Consider the following 18,933-nt stretch of genomic DNA (forward strand, 5'->3'; position numbering starts at 1 on the left):
TTGGCAAGAGGGACGGTCACCATCCTCGCGCTGGTTGGTGTCCCAGTCTGAAGCACAAACCGGCCGGAGCGCGGCCTGGCGGGTTGATCGGCCTGCTCCGACACGCAATAAGCACCGCCATGAATTCCGACAATGACCTTCCCAATCACTTTGAGTTGCTCGCCACCGATGGAGCCGCGCGCACCGGGCGGCTGACCACGCCGCACGGCGTGGTGCGGACGCCGGCCTTCATGCCGGTCGGCACCGCCGGTGCCATGAAGGGAATGCACTGGCGCGAGGTGCGCGATGCCGGCGCTGACATCGTGCTCGGCAACACCTACCACCTGATGCTGCGTCCGAGCGCCGAGCGGATCGCGGCCCTCGGCGGCCTGCAGCGGTTCACCGGCTGGAACGGACCGATGCTGACGGATTCCGGCGGCTTCCAGGTGATGTCGCTGTCGGATCTGCGCAAGGTCAGCGAGAACGCCGTCACGTTCCGCTCGCATATTGACGGTGCCAAGGTCGAGCTGTCGCCGGAGCGCTCGATCGAGGTGCAGCGTTTGCTCGGCTCCGATATCGCCATGCAGATGGACGAATGCGTGCGGCTGCCGGCCGAGCGCGCCGACATCGAGCGCGCGATGCAATTGTCGCTGCGCTGGGCCGAGCGCTCAAAGCGCGCCTTCGCGAGTGCCCCGGACGGCTACATGCTGTTCGGCATCGTGCAGGGCGGCGACATCCCGCAGCTTCGCCATGAGAGCGCGCAAGGTCTCGTCGCGATCGGCTTCCACGGCTATGCGATCGGCGGCCTTGCCGTCGGCGAGCCGCAGGCGGTGATGCTGGCGATGATCGACGAGACCGCGCCATTGCTGCCGAGAGAGCGCCCGCGCTATCTGATGGGCGTCGGCACGCCCGACGACATCCTCGAAGCGGTGAAGCGCGGCATCGACATGTTCGATTGCGTGATGCCGACGCGCAACGGCCGTCACGGCGTCGCCTTCACGCGCTTCGGCCAGGTGAATTTGCGCAACGCGCGCCACGCCGACGACCCGCGCCCGCTCGATGAAGAGAGCTCATGGCCCTCGGCACGCAACTACGCGCGCGCCTATCTGCATCATCTCGTCAAGGCGGGCGAGACGCTGGGGGCGATGCTGCTGTCCGAGATCAATGTCGCTTACTACCAGTCCCTGATGCAGGGCATCAGGGACGCGATCGTACACGGAAAGTTCGACGAGTTCTATCAGCGCACGCGCGAGGACTGGGCGAGGGGCGACATCGCCCCACGCTAGATCAGTTGCAAGTGAAGCGATGCTTGACGGCGTGCTTGGTCACGAAGCCGTAGCCGCAATTGTCGCAGGTCCAGAGATAGCTGATCATGTGGTCCGAGACGTAGGCGGATGCTTCGGCGGCGACCATGGAGTCGGCGCAGACGGGGCAGGTGGGCAATTCGCTGCAACGCGGATCGCGGTTGGTCGCGACGGTCGACAACACTTCAGCAACTGCTGACATCGTGGTGACCTCCCTGCTTTGAGACGTAAGTCTAACATAAGCAGAATCAGTTGACGAGGTCGCAACACAAATGCGTTGGTTTTCTTATCTTTGCCGCTCACGTGATTTTGCGATGCAGCGTATTTAACATGTGCCGCATTGTCGCTTGCGTGTCGCCGCAAGCTGTCTGTAACTGCGGGAATGGTCGCGACAGAAGTGCAGATCGTCGCCACAGGGAGTTCATCATGGACGCATCGTCCACCACTGGTGCAGCGCACCAAGCCGGCCGCGGTCGGATCTATGACTCGATCGTCGATGCCTTCGGCAACACGCCCATCGTGCGCTTGCGCCGGCTGCCCGGCATGCACGGCGTGAACGCGACCATTTTGGCAAAACTTGAATATTTCAATCCTGCTGCAAGTGTGAAGGACCGCATCGGAGCGGCCATGATCATCGCCATGGAGAAGGCGGGCATCGTCAAGCCCGACACCGTGCTGATCGAGCCGACCTCCGGCAATACCGGCATTGCGCTCGCCTTCGTGGCGGCTTCGCGCGGCTACCGGCTGAAGCTGGTGATGCCGGAGTCGATGTCGATCGAGCGGCGCAAGATGTTGGCCTTTCTCGGCGCCGAGCTGGTGCTGACGCCGGCAGCCCAGGGCATGAAGGGCGCGATAGCGGCCGCCGAGGAGCTGTTGAAGACGACGCCGAACTCGGTGATGCCGCAGCAGTTCAAGAACCTCGCTAATCCCGAAGTGCACCGCCGCACCACCGCGGAGGAGATCTGGAACGACACCGGCGGCAACATCGACTTCTTCGTCGCCGGCGTCGGCACCGGCGGCACGATCACCGGCGTCGGCCAGGTGCTGAAGCCGCGCAAGGCCTCGCTGCGCGTGGTGGCGGTCGAGCCGGAGGAGAGCCCGGTGCTGTCGGGGGGACAGCATACCCCGCACAAGATCCAGGGCATCGGCGCCGGCTTCGTCCCTGACATCCTCGACCGCTCCGTGATCGACGAGATCGTGAAGATCAACTCGACGACGGCGATCGAGACCTCGCGCGCGCTGGCGCGGCATGAGGGCATTCCGGGCGGCATCTCCTCGGGCGCGGCGATCGCGGCCGCGCTGCAAATCGGCAAGCGCCCCGAAGCTGCGGGAAAGACCATCCTGGCGATCGTGCCGTCCTTCTCCGAGCGGTATCTTTCAACGGCTCTATTCGAGGGAATCTAGGACATGGCGGATCAACCGAGGCGGCCGCGCACGCTGGGCGATGCCAGAACGGAAGCCGAGGCGGCGTTCAAGAAGGTGACGGCGAAGGTCGCCGCGGCGCCACCCAAACAAAACGCCGTTCCCGGCATCAAGGAGCAGGTCACGCTGCGCATCGACCAGGACGTGCTGGAGTTCTTCCAGGAGGGCGGTCCCGGCTGGCAGGACCGCATCAACGAGGCGCTGCGAAAGGCGGCGGGAAAGTAGCCAACCTCGTCATTGCGAGCGCAGCGACTTGTCCGCCGAAGCCTTGGCGAAGGCGGAAGCAATCCAGAATCTTTCCGCGGTGACAGCCTGGATTGCTTCGTCGCAAGGGCTCCTCGCGATGACGGAGTATGTGGCGGCACCGTCGCAAAAGAAAAAAGCCCGGCGCGAGCCGGGCTTTTGTTTTTGAAGCTGCCGTCCTGCCTCAGCGGCGGAACATGCCGCCCATCATGCCGCCGACGACACCGCCGACGAAGGCCGCACCGGCAGCATCGCCGGGGTTGCTGCGCTGGGGAGCCGGAGCCGGCGCACTGCTGGGTGCGGGGGCGCTGGCGGCGCGGCGGGGAGCCTTCTGGCTGCCGTCGCTGGCAGTCGCCGGAGCAGCCACGACCTCCGAGAGCAGGGCCTTGTGCTGGTGCTTGTTGAGGTAGCCTGACGAGGGATAGCCGCGCGCGGCCTGCCAGCGCTTGATCACCACGCGGGTCTCCTCGCTGAAAACGCCGGTCTGCTTGGTGTCGAAGCCGAGGCCGGTGAGGCGGCGCTGCACGTCGCGGCGCTGGGTCTTGTCGAGGCCGATCTGGTCCTCGGTGAGCTGGGTGGCCTCGTCGGTGAAGGTTGCGGGATCGACGCCAGCGTTGAGCGTGCGGGTCGCAGTCGAGGGGCCGCTCTTGATTGCCGCGAGGCGTGCCAGCGCCAGCGCCTTGAACTGACCGTTCGGATAAGCGGAGAGATAGGCGTTGAGCTCCTCCGGCTTGTTGGACTCCTTCACCGAGCGCCAGTATTCGAGCTCGACACCGTCCGAGCTCCCGGTCGCAGGCGGCACGATGCCGGAAGCGGTCGGGGCCGCGTTGGCGACCTGGGTGGTCGGGGCCTGATTGAGATAGACGGAGCCCGTCAGGTTGGTGTGGCCCCAGGGCAGCTGGCCTTTGCGCGTCTCTTCATTGACCTGGGCGCGCACCGACGTCATCGCCTGCTGAATCTCGACGCCGGGCTTGGTGATGTTGTCGATCAGTGCGCGGGTGAACGGGCTGTTGTTGCCCTCCTGGCCGTCGAGCGCGGTCTGGCCGGGACCGGTGGCGAACGCGATCAGCGTGCCTTCGCCGGATTTCATCTCGGCGAGACCGCTCTGGACGTTGACACTGCGGGTCGCCGAATTCGACTTGATCTTGGCGGCGAACGGATTGTCACGGCAGGCATCGAGGAAGACCAGCTTGACCTTGGCATCGCCCATGGTCTGCTCGAGCGTCAGGTCGATGTTGATCGCGGCCCCGAGCTTGACGTCCATCTCCGACTTGATGTCGGCGTCGACGGGCAGGAGGTAGTTGGTACCGCTGACGGCGATGCCGTGGCCGGCATAATAGAACAGCGCGATATCGGAGCCCTGCGCCTTGCGGCCGAAGTCCAGCAGCTTCTCCGTCATCTGGTCGCGGCTGAGATTGGAGCCTTCGATCACCTCGAAGCCGACATTGCGCAGCGTGGCCGCCATCGCCTTGGCGTCAATCGGCGGGTTCGGCAGTTGCGCGACGTTCTTGTAGGAGCCGTTGCCGACGACGAAGGCGACGCGGCGGTCAGCCTTGGCGGCACTGATCGACAGCGCCATGCACATCAGCGAAGCGAGGAGGGTGAGATAGCGCATTCTGAAATCCCCAGAATCGAATTGCAGGCAGCAACAAATTGGCAACGAACCTACACGAAGTGCCCGACTTCGCACCACCAAAACGGCAGTCCGTTGCGCCAACCCGCTGCTGTGTGGCCGAATGTGCACGAGGAAGTGCCCCTCCAACGTGATCCAAATCACACGGCCACTTCGTTTTGTCGCGCGAGGCGGCGAGAGGTTCACTGCGCGCGAGCGGGAACCGGCGAAGCGGGCTTCAGATTGAGGAGATTGCCGAAAAGGATCAGCGCCGCGCCGAGCACGGTCCAGGCGTCGAGCCGCTCCGAATACAGCAGCCAACCTGCGGTTGCGGTCAGTGGAACCCGGAGGAAGTCCATGGGAACCACGATCGTCGCATCGGCATAGCGCATCGCGCTGGCGAGGCAATAGTGTGAGAACGTGCCGCAGATGGCGATCACGCCGACCCAGGCCCAGACATAGAGTGATGGCCAGGTCCAGACGAACAGCGTCGGCACGAAGCCTGCGACCGATTGCACCACCAGCATCCAAAACAGGATCGAGAGCGCGCTTTCGGTGCGGGTCAGCGATTTGACCTGCGCCATCGAGACGCCGAATCCCATGGCGGCCCCGAGCGCGATGAGCTGCCCCGGATTGATCTCCCCGGTCGCGGGTCGGACGATGACGATCACCCCGACGAGTCCGAGCACGACGGCGGAGATCTTCCAAGGTGTCATTCGCTCGGACAGGAAGCTTGCCGCGAGGATGGCCGTCCAGATCGGCATGGTGAACTCGATCGCCACGACCTGGCCGATCGGGATTAGCGTCAGCGCGAAGAACCAGCCGAGCTGGGCAATATAGTGCACGAGGTTGCGCCCGACATGCTGCGGCAGGCGCGATGTCTTGAGCACCTTCAAGCCGCCGGCGCGATAGATGATCGGCGAGAGCAGCACGAAGCCGACCAGCGACCTCACTTCCATGATCTGAAAAACATTCAGCTCGCGCGTGGTCTCGCGCCCGGCGACCGCCATGACCAGCATCAGCGACAGCCAGCCGGCCATCCACAGTGCAGCCATCGTTTTCGACGGTGTCGTGCTCATTGCGGCGGATGCGGAGGGGTGAAATCCGAAGGGACGGTCGGTATCGGCGACATTGCTGCCGTTTGCAACGGTCAAATCTGCGGATGCAGGGATGCAGGGTGTCGTGCTAGGCATCTCCAAACAACGAGAAGATCGGGAGAGGTTCGCTCATGCATATCCTGCAGCCGGCCGAGTGGAAAAAACCGCGCGGCTTTTCCCATGGCGTCGTGGTCAAGGAGCCGGGCCGGTGGGTGGTTCTGGCCGGCCAAACCGGCGGCGACGAGGCCGGCAATTACGCGCCCGACATGGCCGTGCAGGTCGCGACCGCGCTGAAGCGGATCATCAAGCTCCTGGGCGAGGCCGGCGCCGGCCCCGAGCACATCGTCCGCCTGACCTGGTACCTGACCAGCCGCAGCGAATATGAAGCGGCCGGTCCTGGGATTGGTACAGCCTGGAAGGAAACGCTCGGACGCAATTTCCCGCCCTCGACGCTGCTCTATATCGGTGGCCTCGTCGACGACCGGGCCAAGGTCGAGATCGAGGTCACGGCGTTCGTGCCGGACGCATAAAAAAGACCCGGCAAAGCCGCCGGGTCGACTGTCGTAACTGCGGTCCGACTTAGCGCGTCATCGCGATGTTGGCGCCGCGGAACTGGCTGTCCGCGCGGATCGCGACGGTCTGCTTGTTGCCACTCGTCCGTAGCGCGAGGTTGGCGTTGAAGCCGGCAGCAGAGACGACCACCTCGAAGTTTCCACCGCTGCCGCGGCCCTGGAGCGAGCCGGAGATGTTACGGCTGGCCTCGGACCAGCTTCCCGAAATGGCATTGCCCGCCGATTGAACGTTGGCGGAGAGGATGAACTTGTAGGCGTCGCTGGCACAGGTCAGCGACATTTCCATCGTGGGCCCGATGGGAGCATATTTGGCCCGGCAGCGAATGCGTTCCGTCGATCCGTCCTCGAGGCTGACGGTGCCGCCGCCGCTCCAGCTTCCCGCCATCGGAGCGAACGGACCGGATTGCGCCTTGCTTTCGGAATTGGCCGCTGCGGCCGCAAACAAAACGGCGGCCGCGATCAGCAGCCGCCGGTTCCGGGCACGAACCTGCGTTGGTTTATTGGCGCGATGCTTCCCAGCGCCCGCTGCACGGTATGCCTGCTGATGCTCCATTCCACTTCCCCGATCCGGCGTTGCCGTTGAGTTGACCGTTGGCATATGCACCATTGATCGAAACTTTCACAAGTCCCCCGCTACCGATGGTGCCGGAAACGTTAGCGCCGGGCGCAGTGATCTTGCCATCGGCAACCGTCAGCATGGAGCTCGCGGTCGGTTCGCACGAACCGCTCTTGGTCACGATGGTGACGTGCCAGTTGCCGTCATAGGGGCTCTGGGCAAAGGCGGCGAGGGTGCCGGCGAAAACTGAAGCGGCACAAAACACCGCAATGCGACCAAAACGCATGAATTCGTCCTCGAATGTGTCTGATATGTTGACGGTTATTCGGGCGAAATGTGACGGAAATTTGTTGCAATGCCAAAGCGAAAATTGTTCCTGTGGGAACAATGGTTTATTTGCACTTTTGGTCTCAATTTTCGAAGTGGAATCAAGGCCCCTTCACGTTAAGGGTAAACCTCAGGGCGACTCAGGAAAGGCTCGACTCAGGAAAGGCTTGGTGCGGAGGTCGCGAACTGCTCGTCCTGGACCTTGGACGGCAGCGCTTTGTGAACCTTGATATAATCGATCACGTCGGCCAGCAGCTTGAGCCCGAGCGGCGCCAGCGCACGCTCCCAGAGCTCGCGGGCGGTCTCGCCCTTCTTGACGAAGCACCAGTCCTGGGCGGCGATCGCGCCGGCGTCCATGCGGTCGGCGAGATGGTAGATTGTGCCGCCGGCGATCGGATCGCCTTCCTTGATGGTCCATTCCACCGCGGCCTTGCCGCGATGGCGCGGCAGCAGCGAGGGGTGATAGCCGATCCCGCCGAACTTGGCGGAGGCGAGCGCATCCTTGCCGATGCGGGCATGGCTGTGCGCGGTGATGATCAGATCGGTATCGGGGCCAATCTCGGACGCCACCACCAGTTTCGGATTGGCCTGGACCACCACCTCGATGCCGGCGGCCCTGGCGGTCGCGGCGAGGCGATCCTCGGCATCGGCCACCACGACCCGGACGACCGGGACGCTGTGCTCCCGCAGCATGTTCAGGGTGGTCACGCCGAAATGGCGGGAGCCGACGAGGGTAATGCGCATGGGTGTCCGATCCGTCTCGCAACTGCGTCATCCCCCGATAACACGTCCGTATGCCCTGTCACCTCCCGCGCAGCGTTTGCGTGGGTTATCAACAATCCATGCCACGCATCACGAAATCATCGGACGGTAACACGATCTCAACCAGCTTGGCGTATCGACGAATCCGTCGCGGATTTGTATTGCGTACCGCGACACGAAGACGTCCGCAGGCGTGGGCGCGCCGCCGGGCCTTTTCGCCGGGACAGATTTCATGCCGAGCGCAATCGAGCAGATTGTCGACGCCTATGTGCGTCTGAAGAACCGCCGTGGACTCGACGAGCTGATGATGCACAGGCAGCGGCTCGCGGTCGATCTGAAGAGCAGGTCCGGCTATGATTTCAGCCTGCCGATCGGCCAGATCGACGAGGAGATCGCGATCATCGAGGCGGGGCTCAGCCGGCTCAAGGCGCAGAATTCCACGGCGATCTAGATTGCCTGCGTCGTTGCGCAGGACTTTTGCGCGCGACTTGGGGCCGACGCATCGTTGTAGTCCGAGTCCGATTCATGCACGGTTCAGGCCGGCCGTGTCTCAATCGTCAGGTCATTTCGTGGGACACGAATCCTGAGAGGCTGTCCCGTGGTTTGGAGGAGTCGTCATGATCGAGCTTGCGCTGGCCGGCCTGATCGCGTTCGCAACCGTGCCTGCGGCAACGCCGGCGCCCATGGTGGAGCAAGTTCAGTTCAGAGGTGGTCCGGGCGGACAATGTCCGCGCGGCTATGATTTCAACCACTCGAACGGCCGCTGCTATCCCAATGACTATCACGCGCCGGGTGTCTACACTAGGGATCCCGGACCAGGCTACGGGGACGGTGGCCTCTGTCCGCGCGGTTACGACTACAATTACTCGAATGGCGGTTGCTATCCGAACCGGGCGCATGCGCCCGGTGCTTACGGGCGTCCCGAATACTACGGACGACGCGGCGAGCTTTGCCCGGTCGGCTACGATTACAACTATTCGGTCGGACAGTGCTATCCGAACAACGCCCACGCGCCTGGCTTGTACGGACGATAATCCATCGCCCTGGTAAGGGGGCGAGCTTAGTCGCGTCGGCCACCATCGATCACCGTGAACAGCGGCCGCGCCGGCGTCGGCTCGACCAGCAGCTCCTCCACCAGTGCGGTCGCCGCATCGACATATTTGCGGGTCGGCTTGTCGAGAGGGCGCCTGGCCTCGTCGTCGAGCGCGACCTTTGCGGCCTCGACCAGCTTGCGCATGCGTGCCGCATGGTCGTCGCCCGCGGTCAGCGTCGCTCGCGCCAGCGAGCGCAGCACGAACAGCTCGCCCTCGAGGCGGAGCAGGCGATCGTTGAGCCTGGTAAGGACGGCGTTGAGGTCGGCCATGGGGTTCGACGCGGAGGATCCATCCTGATCTAGCGGCGATCGGTGAACGGAGTCCAAACGACGCCGGTGCAATTCGGCCGATCCTGTGAGGCCGCGGACAGCTTACCACTCGACGCCGGCCCAGCGCCTCCCGAACACAGGCGGCCGCGTCTTCACGGCTTGCCAGCCGAAGAAATGATGCTTGCCGGACCAGGCGTGCACGACGCCGCTACAGATGCCGCATTTGAAGCTGCCGGTGTGGGTCTCGCTGTGCTCCTCTCTGGTCGCGGTGTAGTTCATGCCGCAACCCGCACAGGTGAATTCTTCGATCGTCCAGATGCTGTTGGCCATTGCCCAGAATGTGTTTCGGTGACATCGATCCACAGTAGGCACCAGCGTTTGCAGCGGGGTAAACTGGCGCGGGGAAATCCGGTTAACGGGCATTAGCCAAGCCGGGCCGGAGCGCAGGCGATGCGATATCCGCCGGCCCGCCGGACTCTCGGGCAGGGGCGTCATCGTCCCGGAGGCGGAATGGCCCGATCTGTTCACAATCGGGAGCATGGCCAGTTCCAGTCGCCTTGACGCAGGATGCGTTGCTGGCAATAACGGCTGGGCTCGCAAGCGCCGGAAGATGCGTTCATGCCGCAAGGAAAGCTGTGCCCGTGAAAAGCCTCCGTCAGCTCCTGACGGGAGAGGACGTCATCCAGCTCGTGATCCGGCTCGGCCTGCTCGCCTTGCTGATCATCTGGACCTTCCTGATCATCCGTCCGTTCGTGCCGATCCTGGCCTGGAGCGGCGTGCTGGCGGTCGCGTTCTATCCGGCGTTCAGCTGGGTTGCCAAGATCCTCGGCGGCCGGCCCAAGACCGCAGCAGCGATCCTGACCCTGATCACGCTGGGCGTCGTCATTGGTCCGGCGACCTGGCTCGGCATCAGCGCGGTGGACGGCGTGCGCGAGCTGGCACACCAGCTCGGCACCGGCGATCTGGTGCTCCAGTCGGCGCCGGAACAGCTCAAATCGTGGCCGCTCGTCGGCCCCTGGCTCTACGAGCTCTGGGACCAGGCCTATAATAACGTTCGGGCGGTGGTACGCGAGGTGGCGCCGTATCTCCAGCCGCTGGCAGGTCCGCTGCTCTCGCTCGCGGGCGACGCCGGCGTCGGCACGCTCCAGTTTCTCGTCTCCGTGTTCGTCGCCGGCTTCCTGTTTCCGCATGGGCCGCGGCTGGTCGCGGCCGGGCGCAGCTTCCTGTTTCGCATCGTGCCGGAGCAGAGCGAGCATTTCCTATCGCTTGCGGGCGCGACCATCCGCGCCGTGGCGCAGGGCGTGATCGGCGTCGCGATCGTGCAGGCGCTGCTCGCCGGCATCGGCTTCAAGCTCGCATCGGTGCCGAGCGCGGGCCTTCTCGCCTTCATCGTGCTGCTGCTCTCGATCGTGCAGATCGGTGCTTTCCTCGTGCTGCTGCCGGTGATCATCTGGATCTGGACCGCCAAGGACGTCACCACGGCGCTGCTCCTCACCGTGTTTCTGGTCGTCGTCGGTTTCATCGACACCATGTTGAAGCCGCTCGTCATGGGGCGCGGCCTGACCACCCCGACCATCGTGATCTTCGTCGGCGTGATCGGCGGCACGCTGGCCCACGGCATCGTCGGACTGTTCATCGGACCGATCATCCTGTCGGTGGCCTGGGAAATGATGATGGCCTGGATCAGGACCGAGGACCGGGCGGAGGCGGGGAAGGACTGATCTCGCACCCTGAACGGCGCGGTCTGCCGGCCGTGCCACGCCAGGCCCCGGCGGCTGGCGTCCTGTGATCAAGGCGTGCCGCGAACTTGTCTGTTCGACTAGACAAGTTACGATTGGCTCGATTCTGTTCTCGATGACGGCAGCAATGGCGAGGTCTTCCAAGCTGGTCGCCGCCAGGCGCGGCAAGGTATTGTTGGTCAGACGCCGGTCGGATGGCCTGTGGATGTTCCCGGGCGGCCGCAAGCGTGCGCGCGAGTCGGAGAAGGACTGCCTGCGGCGGGAGATCAAGGAGGAGCTGCCCAAGCTGAAGCTCGGCAGGATCAGCCTTTGGAAGGAAGTGAAGGCGAGGAACAAGCGCTCCGGCCGCAAGATGAGCGACGCGATCTTCATCGCCAAATCCGCCAAGGGCAGGCTGGCGATCGGCGACAAGAAGGAGATCGACCGCGCCGCCTGGCAGAAGCCACGCGGCATCCGCCTGACGCCGACCTCGCGCTACATCCGCGACCGCCTGTTTCCGAGGAAGCGGCGGCGGAGCTGAGCTAGTCCTCGCGCTCCACTCATGCGCGGGGCAACGATGGCTTTGAAAATGGATCGTCAGCTGATCCCAAATCTCTGAAGAAAGCTTGAATGCCTTCGTGGCTGGATGCTGGCAGAACGCGCGCGGCCAACCGTCACCGGCCGGGTCGCGGCCGGCGGCGGAAGACGCCGGTTGGAACAGTCAGCAGCTATTGCCTGGCCGCCATCGTCTCCAGGCAGTGGTTGAGAAAGGCGGTGCGATCCCTGGGCAGCACCTTCTCGAGATCCGCCTTCAGCGCGCATTCACGCTGGCGCAACTGCTCGGCCCGGCGCTTCTCGGCCGCCTCGCGATATTCGGGAGCAACCTTGTTGGGATCGACCAGCGTCTGTGCGTGGGCGGGGGCCGTCGCAAGCAGCGCGATGGCGCCGATGAAAATGAATGGTTTCAAATCAGCCTCCGTCAAAGCAGGCATCCTAGCGTGCTGCTCGCGCAAGCCCAAACGGAAGGATGCGGTACCCCGTTCCTGATAGATCGAACCGACATCGCGCCGACTGCGCCGGCGGACTTCCTGTCCGCCTGCCTGGAACGACTCTGCGCCTCGCGCGTAGATTCTTGGCTCCCGGCCCATCCCCAACCCCAAAAGCCCCCGGGCCGCGAGAAAACCTTCCCCACAAAGGTTGGCGACCTCAGGGCCTTCGCACTGAGGTCGTTTGGCGCGTGTGAACCAGTTCACAAGCGCGCGGCGAAACTGCTGCTATGAAGACGTCATTGCTTAACCGCTTCATTTTGAACGAACGCCCCAGCGTGGCTCCAAGCGCTGGGGCTTTTTCGTGCCTGCTGCTGCGTAGAGCGCCTCGATCGTATTGACCTTCGCATCGAGAGCACGGGCCGCATTTCACGCGTCGGAACGGAGCCAGTTCCGATGTGCTGGGCGATCAATGGCCAAACTGCGGGGATCGCAATGGCGTCCCCGGACGTTGCCCGCGAGGGGTGCGTTCGCGGGGCAAATCCCATATGCATGGCGGCGAGCTGCCGATTCGAGATGAAGGCGGCCCGGATTCAGTTTGCGACGGTTCAAGAGAAACGGGTTCAAGTGAGGCTTTCCAAAAAGGCAGGGGTGGCCAAGAAGGCGCCGAAGAAGAGCAAAGGATCGCAGCGCGCCACGATCTCGTCTTCGTCGCCCCTCGGCATGATGGCCCTCCATCTGCTTGCACAATGGAAGCAGTCCGGACGCTGCGGCATCGTCTTTCTCGCCGAGAACGAGAGCAGGGCGGAGCGGCTGGGCAGCGTCATTCACGCGCTCGACCCATCCTGCGAGGTGCTGGTGTTTCCGCGATTGAACACTTTGCCGTTCGATCAGCTGGAGCCGTCGCACGAGCTCGCGGGGCGCAGAGCCTCCGTGCTGAGGCGCCTCGCAAAATCCAAGAAACCCCTGTTTCTGGTGTCGACGGCGGAAGCCGTGATGGAGCGCCTGCCGCCGCCGGCGAGCCTGTCGCGCCTGAGCCTGAGCTTGAAGGTGGGCGGCACGTTCTCCGAGCGGGACCTCGAGACCCGCCTCGAGGCCCTGGGATACGATCTCGACGATGAGCCGGACTATCCAGGCGGGGCGCTGTTCCACGGGCAGACCTTCGAGATATTTCCAGCGGGCGCGCTGGGGCCGTTCCGGATCGAGCATTCGCAGCATGCGATCAAACGGATCGTGGCGTTCGACCCGCATGAGCACAGGATCATCTTCGAGACCAGGGAGCTGCTCGTCGATCCCATGTCGGAGCGGCTTGGCCTTGCCGGCAAACGCGGCAAGCGCGCGAGCCTGTTCGACTATTGCGGGGGCGCGAAATGGATCGCCGACGCCGGGGTCCCGCTACACGCCGACGGATGGCTTGATACGATCGAGGAAGCCGCAGGCCGGGCGGAGCGGGAGCGCGCATACCTGGGACGGCGCGACTGGAAGCAGCTCTCCAAGGGCATGAAGGTGCTGCCGCGGACGGCGCCCTTCCAGCCCATCCCGGAGTTTTCGAAGCTGACGTCCTCCAGGAAGGCGCTGCGTGCCTTTGTCGAGGAGACACGCCGGACCGGATCGCGGCTGATCCTCGTCGCCGCGCACGAGGACGATCTGCGCGTGATGGAGCGGATGAGCGGCGTCAAGGCGGAGCGTTGCGGAGACTGGGACGAGGCGACGCGCAGGCGGGGCGGCGAGGCGGCGCTGCTGGCCGATCTCGATGCCGGCTTCGTGTTGCCAGGGAAGAAGCCTCCGGTCGTGGTGACGGCCTCCGACGTGCTCGGCAGCCGCGCGCATCACCCGCAGCCGATGGCGCGCGCCTGGAGCGCGGCCTTCGACCATGCCGATGTGCCCGAGCAGGGCACGGTGGTGGTCCATCTCCAGCGCGGCCTTGCCGTGCTCGACGGCTTGCAGACCGTCAACACCGGCGGCGGCGCCATGCGCGAGATGATCCGCCTGAAGTTCGCCGGCGACAATGCGGTTCTGGTGCCGCCGCCCGATCTCGCCTTGATGTGGCCTTACGCAGCCGAGCTCGGCAAGCTCGCGCTCGACAAGGCGGACGGCAGCACGTGGTGGGCGCGACGCGGCGAGGCGGAGCGCGAGATCCAGAGCGCCGGCAAGGTGCTCGCCAAGCACATCAGCCAGCGCCGCCGGCGGCGCGGCGAAAAGCTGGTGCCGCCGGGATCGGCCTACGAGAAGTTCGTCGCGCGTTTCCCTTACTTCACGACGAGCGACCAGGCCCAGGCGATCAGCGACGTGCTGGACGATCTTGCATCCGGTCATCCCATGGACCGGGTGATCTGCGGCGACGTCGGCTTTGGCAAGACCGAGGTGGCGCTGCGGGCCGCGGCTGCGGTGGTGCTGTCGGGCAGGCAGGTGGCGGTCGCGGTGCCGACGACGGTGCTGGCACGGCAGCACGTCGCGACGTTCCAGAAGCGCTTTGCGCCGTTCGGCATCGAGGTGGGCAACCTGTCGCGCGCGACCTCGGGCGTGGAGCTGCGGGAGACCAAGGAGGGATTGCGCAGCGGCCGCATCAAGGTCGTGATCGGCACGCAGGCGCTCACGGGCAAGGACGTCAAGTTCGACGATCTCGGCCTCGTCATCATCGACGAGGAGCAGCATTTCGGCGCGGCCGAAAAGGCCAGGCTCGCCGGCCTCGCCAAGAACCTCCATGTGCTGATGATGAGCGCGACGCCGATCCCGCGCACGCTCGCCGCCGGCCTTGCCGGCTTCCGCGACCTCAGCGTGATCGCCTCGCCCCCGGTGCACCGGCTTCCGGTCGCAACCCGGATCGCGCCGCTGTCGGATGCGGCCATTGCCTCCGCGCTGCTGCGCGAGCAGCGCCGCCACGGGCAGAGTTTTCTGATCTGTCCGCGCATCCATGATCTCGATCCGATGCTGGCGCGGGTGCAGGCGGTGGCGCCGGACCTGCGCATCGTCTGTCTGCATGGCAAGCTGCCTGCCGACGAGATCGACGACCGCATGATGAGCTTCGTCGAGGGCGGAGCCGACGTCCTGCTCGCGACCAACATCGTGGAGAGTGGCCTGGACATTCCCCGTGCCAACACCATCGTGGTCTGCTGGCCGGAAAAGTTCGGCCTTGCCCAGCTGCATCAGCTGCGCGGACGCGTCGGCCGCGGCGGCATCCGCGCCTTCGCCCATCTGCTGACCGAGACGGCGTCCGGACAGTCCGAGAAGCGGCTCGCCGTGCTCGAGGAGTTCAGCCGGCCGGGCGCCGGCTTTGCCATCAGCGAGCGCGACCTCGATCTCAGGGGGGCGGGTGACCTGTTCTCGGAGCAGCAATCCGGCCACGTCCAGGTGTTTGGGCCGGTGCTCTACAGCCACCTCCTGAAAATGGCCTCGGAGAAGGCCGACCAGGAGCGCGCCGCTGTGTGGGTGCCCGACCTGAACCTGCCGGTCGGGGACATGCTGCCCGAGAGCTATGTGCAGTCCGAGCCGGTGCGGCTCGAGCTCTATGCGCGCGCCGCACGATGCAGCAGCGAGGACGATCTCGACGACCTCGAGGAGGAAACCTCCCGCCGCTTCGGACCTTTGCCGAAGGTCGCCCGCGACTTCTTCGCCGCAGTGAAGCTCAGGATCGAGTGCAAGCGCAGAGGCGTCGTCCGGCTCGACGTCGGGCCTGGAGCTGCGGCCGCGACGTTCCTGCCCGGACGCTTGCGGAAGTCGCGGGGCAAGTCGCTGCAGCGCGACGGCGACCGCGTCGTCTATCACGCCAAGATGCAGGACGCGCCGTTCGAGCGGGTGGAGGAGCTGTTCGAGCTGCTGGATGAGGGGTGAGGGGCTCGCGCCTTCGTCAGCGCGGATAGTTGCGAATTCGTAGCGGGAACCCTGTTCCACCATTATAGTGAATTGGCGTGGGCGAAGGAGATTGTGCGATGCCCCATGCCATCCCTCCGGTCATTGTCGCGATTGTCGCAAGCTCATGTCTGTTGGCTCTGGCGCAAGCAGGCGGCGCAAATGCCGGGCCCGCAGGAGCAGGCATGGGAACGGGGCCGGGTAGCGCCGGCGGCTCGGCACCTTCTGGAACGGGGACGAGTGCGGGCAATGCAGGTCCCTCAGCGCCTTCAGGGATGGGGACGAAAGACACCGCCACCGGCGGGAATCTGGGCACCAACACCGAGCCGACCAATCCGAACGTTCAGCCGGCCACGCCCGCGAGGTCGCGGGCGGCAGCTCAGGCCGCGAGAAACGCCGGGGTTGGTCGCGCTCGAAACGGCCTGCCGATCGGCGCGATCGGGAGCGGCACGAGCAATGAGGATCAAATGGCCGCTGGCCTCGCGTCCTCCCGAAACAGATTCGGCTCGGCAACACAGGCGCAGGGCACAGGGAGGGGCACGAGCGTTTCGGACCAGATCGGTCAGCCGCGAGCCGCACGAGCCGGAGACAAGGTGCTGGATGCCAAAGCGCAGGTCGATCGACGAACGACTGTGTCGCCCAGAGGCGTTACGAGCCCGATAGGGCCAGGTTTTTAATCTGCGAGCGAAGGGGCGAACAGACAGGATCGGAGCAATGGATCATCGCGCTCTCACAGCGGGATGCGCCATGCGAGCGTGGAGGAGTTGTTCGAGCTGCTGGATGAGGGGCAGGGCGCATCAAGAATGCGAAAACAACCCCATGCACAGTAGCTAAGTGCTTCTGCCATAATGTCTTCTCCAGTGCGGGGAAAGGCGTCCGGGACCAATCGCGCGCCGAAGCGAATGCTGCCTACGATCCGGATCAGGTCCAGCTGCTCACGTCGTGTCGCGTCTCCGGACGACGGACCTCCGACGCTTGGTCCTCCGACACCTGCCCTCCGACACTGGCCCGTTTGACCCGTCGGGCAAAACAGTGGCATTATGCCAACTTCGGAAAATCCGTCGAGCGAAGGCTGCTGCCGCAAATGGGTAAGGGGGCTTGCACCTTCGAAAGAGCGTGCGCTGGTCACGTGATGTGGCGGCCGCGTTGATCGTGCTTCGGCGGTGACGGGACGTCGTGAGACCGGGTGCTCGGTGGTGCAACGTGCGTGCATATCCGTAATCGGCCGGGGTCGCCGGGGCGGCCAACCGGCCGAGCCGCTAACGTGGAATTAATCCGAAAAGCCCACAATTTTAGGCAGTTGTGTCGATGGGTGCTGCGTAAGGGAGGCGTCGCGAGGACGTTCCGGCGACGGCTTCCTGTTGCTCGCTCATTGGGGTCAAGAACGTGACCACGACCTTCGAAACGCCAAGCTTCGCCGAAGAACTCGACGCCGTAGCCCTTGCTGCCGCCGCAGCGGCGCACGAACCCGCAGGCCCGGAAGCGCCAGCGCCACTCATAAGGCCCCGCCGGAAAACGGTCCTGCTGCTGGCGGTATGTGCCCTGGCCATCAACGGCGCGGCGGCCATCTATACGTCGCCGTCCGGCTTGCCGTCGCTGAATGTCACCAGCCTGGCTGGGCTGCTTCCGCGCCAGGAAGCGCCCGCGCCAAGGCCGGATCCGGTTGTCGCCGCCTTGAAGGAGATCCAGTCGGCCCAGCAGCAACACACGGCTTCGCTGCAGGAGAACAATCAGGCCTTGCAGCAAAATGCAGCCCTGTTGCAGCAGGATTCGATGGTGCTGCTGTCCCTGCGCCAGAGCATCACGGACGAGCGGGTCGATGTGAGGAAGATCTCCTCGCAGCTGTCGACGCTGATCGCGAAGGTCGACTCGCTGCAGAATGTGATGATGTCGGACGTCACGTCCTCCATCCGACGAGCGAATGCCCGCTACGGACTGTCCGCGGCGATGCGCAAACGGCTGGTTCGGCAGCCGAATCCGGTTGGGCCGGTTTCGGTGGGAGGAGCTCCGTTGAGTGTGCCGGCTGCGACGGCGGCACCGGAAAGCTGAGATAGAAGGTCGTTCATACCGAGGCCTGGAGATCGCGATCAGCGAATGGGATTACGCGTCCTTCCTTCATGACCGTCCGGTCGTGCGTTTCAGGAATTTGTGACTTGTTGCGGTGATGTCCGCATCCCAATTCCAGAATGTGCGATCAGATATGCGGAGTAGGAACAATGCGTATATTGTTGGCGACGTTCCTCATGGTGGCTTCGATTGCCCAGGCCCACGCAGAGGCGAAGACGAACGTCCCGGATGCCTCGTGTAGCTATACGTTGTCGAGCGGGGAAACGTACAAGATACCAGCGGGACAGAATCTCTGCTGGCGCGTCCCCCCGCCTTCTTACAAGGTGTATACGCTCCTGCGTTGCGATCCCCCATTTCAGGAGCTCAACCGGGTGCGCATGGGCGATGGCCAATGCAACAGGTACGAGGAACGCCAGTAACCGCGGCCGGATAGGCAATCCCGGCTCGCGATTCTCTCTCCTGCTCGTGAAGTCGCTGTCGTTGTGGCGAACCGATCGGTGCATCAAGTAAGCGCGAGCGATTGCTCGATTGGAACTGGTGCGATGCGTTCTCTTCTTGCCATGGGTCTATTGCTCGTCCTCTGCATCTCGGCAAATGCCGCAACGGTACATCGCGCCCGCGCACGCCATCCGGCGGTGGACCGGACCCGCACGACCAGTCCGCCGGTGCGCTTCGCGGTCCCGGGCTGGAGCGACGAGGCAACGCAACGCTGGCTCAACAACGCCTCGTCAAACGTCGGCCGAGGCGGATAGCGCGTAGGATGGGTTGAGCCCTTTGCGAAACCCATCGCCGGTAATTCAGTCGGTCACTCCGCAGCCCTTTGAGGATTGCTCCGATAGTCGATCGCCGATCGCAGCGGCGCTGATCGCAACGAGTGATGGGTTTCGCAAGCGCTCAACCCATCCTACGGGCTGAAAACATCGCCCGCGCCTCCGCGCCATGCTTTGCAGCGCCACCGCAGAATTTGAATTGCATTGCTGCTATCAAGCTTAACCTCGACTTAAAGACTCCATCTGATTGCGTTGGTGTGCGTAAAGCAGGATCATTCCGAACGGTTATACGACGCTGTTCGAAAG

At 64.4% G+C, this 18,933-nt stretch carries 20 protein-coding genes; 11 read left to right on the forward strand and 9 right to left on the reverse strand.

The genetic code is table 11. From position 1 onward, the window contains the following. Window positions 1–119 precede the first annotated feature (119 nt). A complete protein-coding gene (tgt, locus tag JQ566_RS15160) occupies window positions 120–1,265 on the forward strand; it encodes a tRNA guanosine(34) transglycosylase Tgt (protein WP_212373148.1) in 1,146 nt (381 codons plus the stop codon). A 1-nt stretch (window position 1,266) separates the two neighbouring features. Here the strand turns inward: tgt and JQ566_RS15165 are convergent, their stop codons facing one another. After that, window positions 1,267–1,485 (reverse strand): hypothetical protein, encoded by a 219-nt coding sequence (locus JQ566_RS15165; protein WP_212373152.1) that lies wholly within the window; start codon window positions 1,483–1,485, stop codon window positions 1,267–1,269. Window positions 1,486–1,709: 224 nt separating this feature from the next. Between JQ566_RS15165 and cysK the strand changes: the two genes are divergently transcribed. Genes cysK through JQ566_RS15180 form a run of 3 tightly spaced genes read left to right on the forward strand, consistent with a single transcriptional unit; the run spans window position 1,710 to window position 3,117 of the window. Further along, a complete protein-coding gene (gene cysK, locus JQ566_RS15170) occupies window positions 1,710–2,687 on the forward strand; it encodes a cysteine synthase A (RefSeq protein ID WP_212373154.1) in 978 nt (325 codons plus the stop codon). Window positions 2,688–2,690: 3 nt separating this feature from the next. Next, a complete protein-coding gene (locus JQ566_RS15175) occupies window positions 2,691–2,930 on the forward strand; it encodes a BrnA antitoxin family protein (RefSeq protein WP_027575366.1) in 240 nt (79 codons plus the stop codon). Window positions 2,931–2,958: 28 nt separating this feature from the next. Then, window positions 2,959–3,117 carry a hypothetical protein gene (locus JQ566_RS15180; protein ID WP_212373156.1) on the forward strand — a complete coding sequence of 53 codons (159 nt, stop codon included), beginning with the start codon at window positions 2,959–2,961 and terminating at the stop codon, window positions 3,115–3,117. Between the two features lie 15 nt (window positions 3,118–3,132). Here the strand turns inward: JQ566_RS15180 and JQ566_RS15185 are convergent, their stop codons facing one another. Beyond that, window positions 3,133–4,563, reverse strand: coding sequence for a caspase family protein (locus JQ566_RS15185; protein WP_212373158.1), 1,431 nt, complete (start codon window positions 4,561–4,563; stop codon window positions 3,133–3,135). Between the two features lie 200 nt (window positions 4,564–4,763). Next, window positions 4,764–5,639, reverse strand: coding sequence for a DMT family transporter (locus JQ566_RS15190; RefSeq protein ID WP_212373555.1), 876 nt, complete (start codon window positions 5,637–5,639; stop codon window positions 4,764–4,766). Between the two features lie 149 nt (window positions 5,640–5,788). Here JQ566_RS15190 and JQ566_RS15195 point away from each other — a divergent pair, with 149 nt between their 5' ends. Continuing rightward, window positions 5,789–6,187, forward strand: a complete 399-nt coding sequence (locus tag JQ566_RS15195; protein WP_212373162.1) for a RidA family protein — start codon at window positions 5,789–5,791, stop codon at window positions 6,185–6,187. 49 nt (window positions 6,188–6,236) lie between these two features. Here the strand turns inward: JQ566_RS15195 and JQ566_RS15200 are convergent, their stop codons facing one another. The 3 genes from JQ566_RS15200 to JQ566_RS15210 all read right to left on the reverse strand — a co-directional run bounded on the left by JQ566_RS15200 (window position 6,237) and on the right by JQ566_RS15210 (window position 7,856). Further along, window positions 6,237–6,782, reverse strand: a complete 546-nt coding sequence (locus JQ566_RS15200) for a hypothetical protein (RefSeq protein ID WP_212373163.1) — start codon at window positions 6,780–6,782, stop codon at window positions 6,237–6,239. Continuing rightward, on the reverse strand, window positions 6,727–7,071 hold the full coding sequence (locus JQ566_RS15205; RefSeq protein WP_212373164.1) for a hypothetical protein: 345 nt from the start codon (window positions 7,069–7,071) through the stop codon (window positions 6,727–6,729). Before JQ566_RS15205 ends, JQ566_RS15200 begins: the two co-directional genes overlap by 56 nt. 197 nt (window positions 7,072–7,268) lie before the next feature. Further along, a complete protein-coding gene (locus JQ566_RS15210) occupies window positions 7,269–7,856 on the reverse strand; it encodes a formyltransferase family protein (protein ID WP_212373165.1) in 588 nt (195 codons plus the stop codon). Window positions 7,857–8,106: 250 nt separating this feature from the next. On the opposite strand from JQ566_RS15210, the gene JQ566_RS15215 reads away from it, so the two are divergent. Together JQ566_RS15215 and JQ566_RS15220 are read left to right on the forward strand one after the other, a co-directional pair. Then, the gene (locus JQ566_RS15215) at window positions 8,107–8,325 is read left to right on the forward strand and encodes a hypothetical protein (protein ID WP_212373166.1); all 219 of its coding nucleotides are present in this window, start codon (window positions 8,107–8,109) and stop codon (window positions 8,323–8,325) included. A 166-nt stretch (window positions 8,326–8,491) separates the two neighbouring features. Beyond that, the gene (locus JQ566_RS15220; protein WP_212373168.1) at window positions 8,492–8,908 is read left to right on the forward strand and encodes a hypothetical protein; all 417 of its coding nucleotides are present in this window, start codon (window positions 8,492–8,494) and stop codon (window positions 8,906–8,908) included. Window positions 8,909–8,934: 26 nt separating this feature from the next. Here JQ566_RS15220 and JQ566_RS15225 read toward each other — a convergent pair whose 3' ends face one another. Together JQ566_RS15225 and JQ566_RS15230 are read right to left on the reverse strand one after the other, a co-directional pair. Beyond that, complete coding sequence (locus JQ566_RS15225; protein WP_028136298.1) at window positions 8,935–9,237, reverse strand: hypothetical protein; 303 nt, start codon at window positions 9,235–9,237, stop codon at window positions 8,935–8,937. Window positions 9,238–9,339: 102 nt separating this feature from the next. After that, window positions 9,340–9,567, reverse strand: coding sequence for a hypothetical protein (locus JQ566_RS15230; protein WP_212373169.1), 228 nt, complete (start codon window positions 9,565–9,567; stop codon window positions 9,340–9,342). A gap of 305 nt (window positions 9,568–9,872) precedes the next feature. On the opposite strand from JQ566_RS15230, the gene JQ566_RS15235 reads away from it, so the two are divergent. Then, window positions 9,873–10,958 carry an AI-2E family transporter gene (locus JQ566_RS15235; RefSeq protein ID WP_212373170.1) on the forward strand — a complete coding sequence of 362 codons (1,086 nt, stop codon included), beginning with the start codon at window positions 9,873–9,875 and terminating at the stop codon, window positions 10,956–10,958. 145 nt (window positions 10,959–11,103) lie between these two features. Further along, window positions 11,104–11,496, forward strand: coding sequence for an NUDIX hydrolase (locus tag JQ566_RS15240; RefSeq protein ID WP_208639162.1), 393 nt, complete (start codon window positions 11,104–11,106; stop codon window positions 11,494–11,496). A gap of 187 nt (window positions 11,497–11,683) precedes the next feature. On the opposite strand, the gene JQ566_RS15245 is transcribed toward JQ566_RS15240, so the two are convergent. Further along, window positions 11,684–11,923 (reverse strand): hypothetical protein, encoded by a 240-nt coding sequence (locus JQ566_RS15245; protein WP_212373171.1) that lies wholly within the window; start codon window positions 11,921–11,923, stop codon window positions 11,684–11,686. A 741-nt stretch (window positions 11,924–12,664) separates the two neighbouring features. On the opposite strand from JQ566_RS15245, the gene JQ566_RS15250 reads away from it, so the two are divergent. Further along, complete coding sequence (locus JQ566_RS15250; RefSeq protein WP_212373559.1) at window positions 12,665–15,772, forward strand: DEAD/DEAH box helicase; 3,108 nt, start codon at window positions 12,665–12,667, stop codon at window positions 15,770–15,772. A 1,404-nt stretch (window positions 15,773–17,176) separates the two neighbouring features. Next, entirely contained in the window at window positions 17,177–17,839 is a 663-nt protein-coding gene (locus JQ566_RS15255) for a hypothetical protein (protein ID WP_212373172.1), read from the forward strand. Window positions 17,840–18,933: the final 1,094 nt, after the last annotated feature.

Origin of the sequence: Bradyrhizobium sp. SZCCT0231, assembly GCF_018130245.1 — a bacterium.
Classification (GTDB): Bacteria; Pseudomonadota; Alphaproteobacteria; order Rhizobiales; family Xanthobacteraceae; genus Bradyrhizobium; species Bradyrhizobium japonicum_F.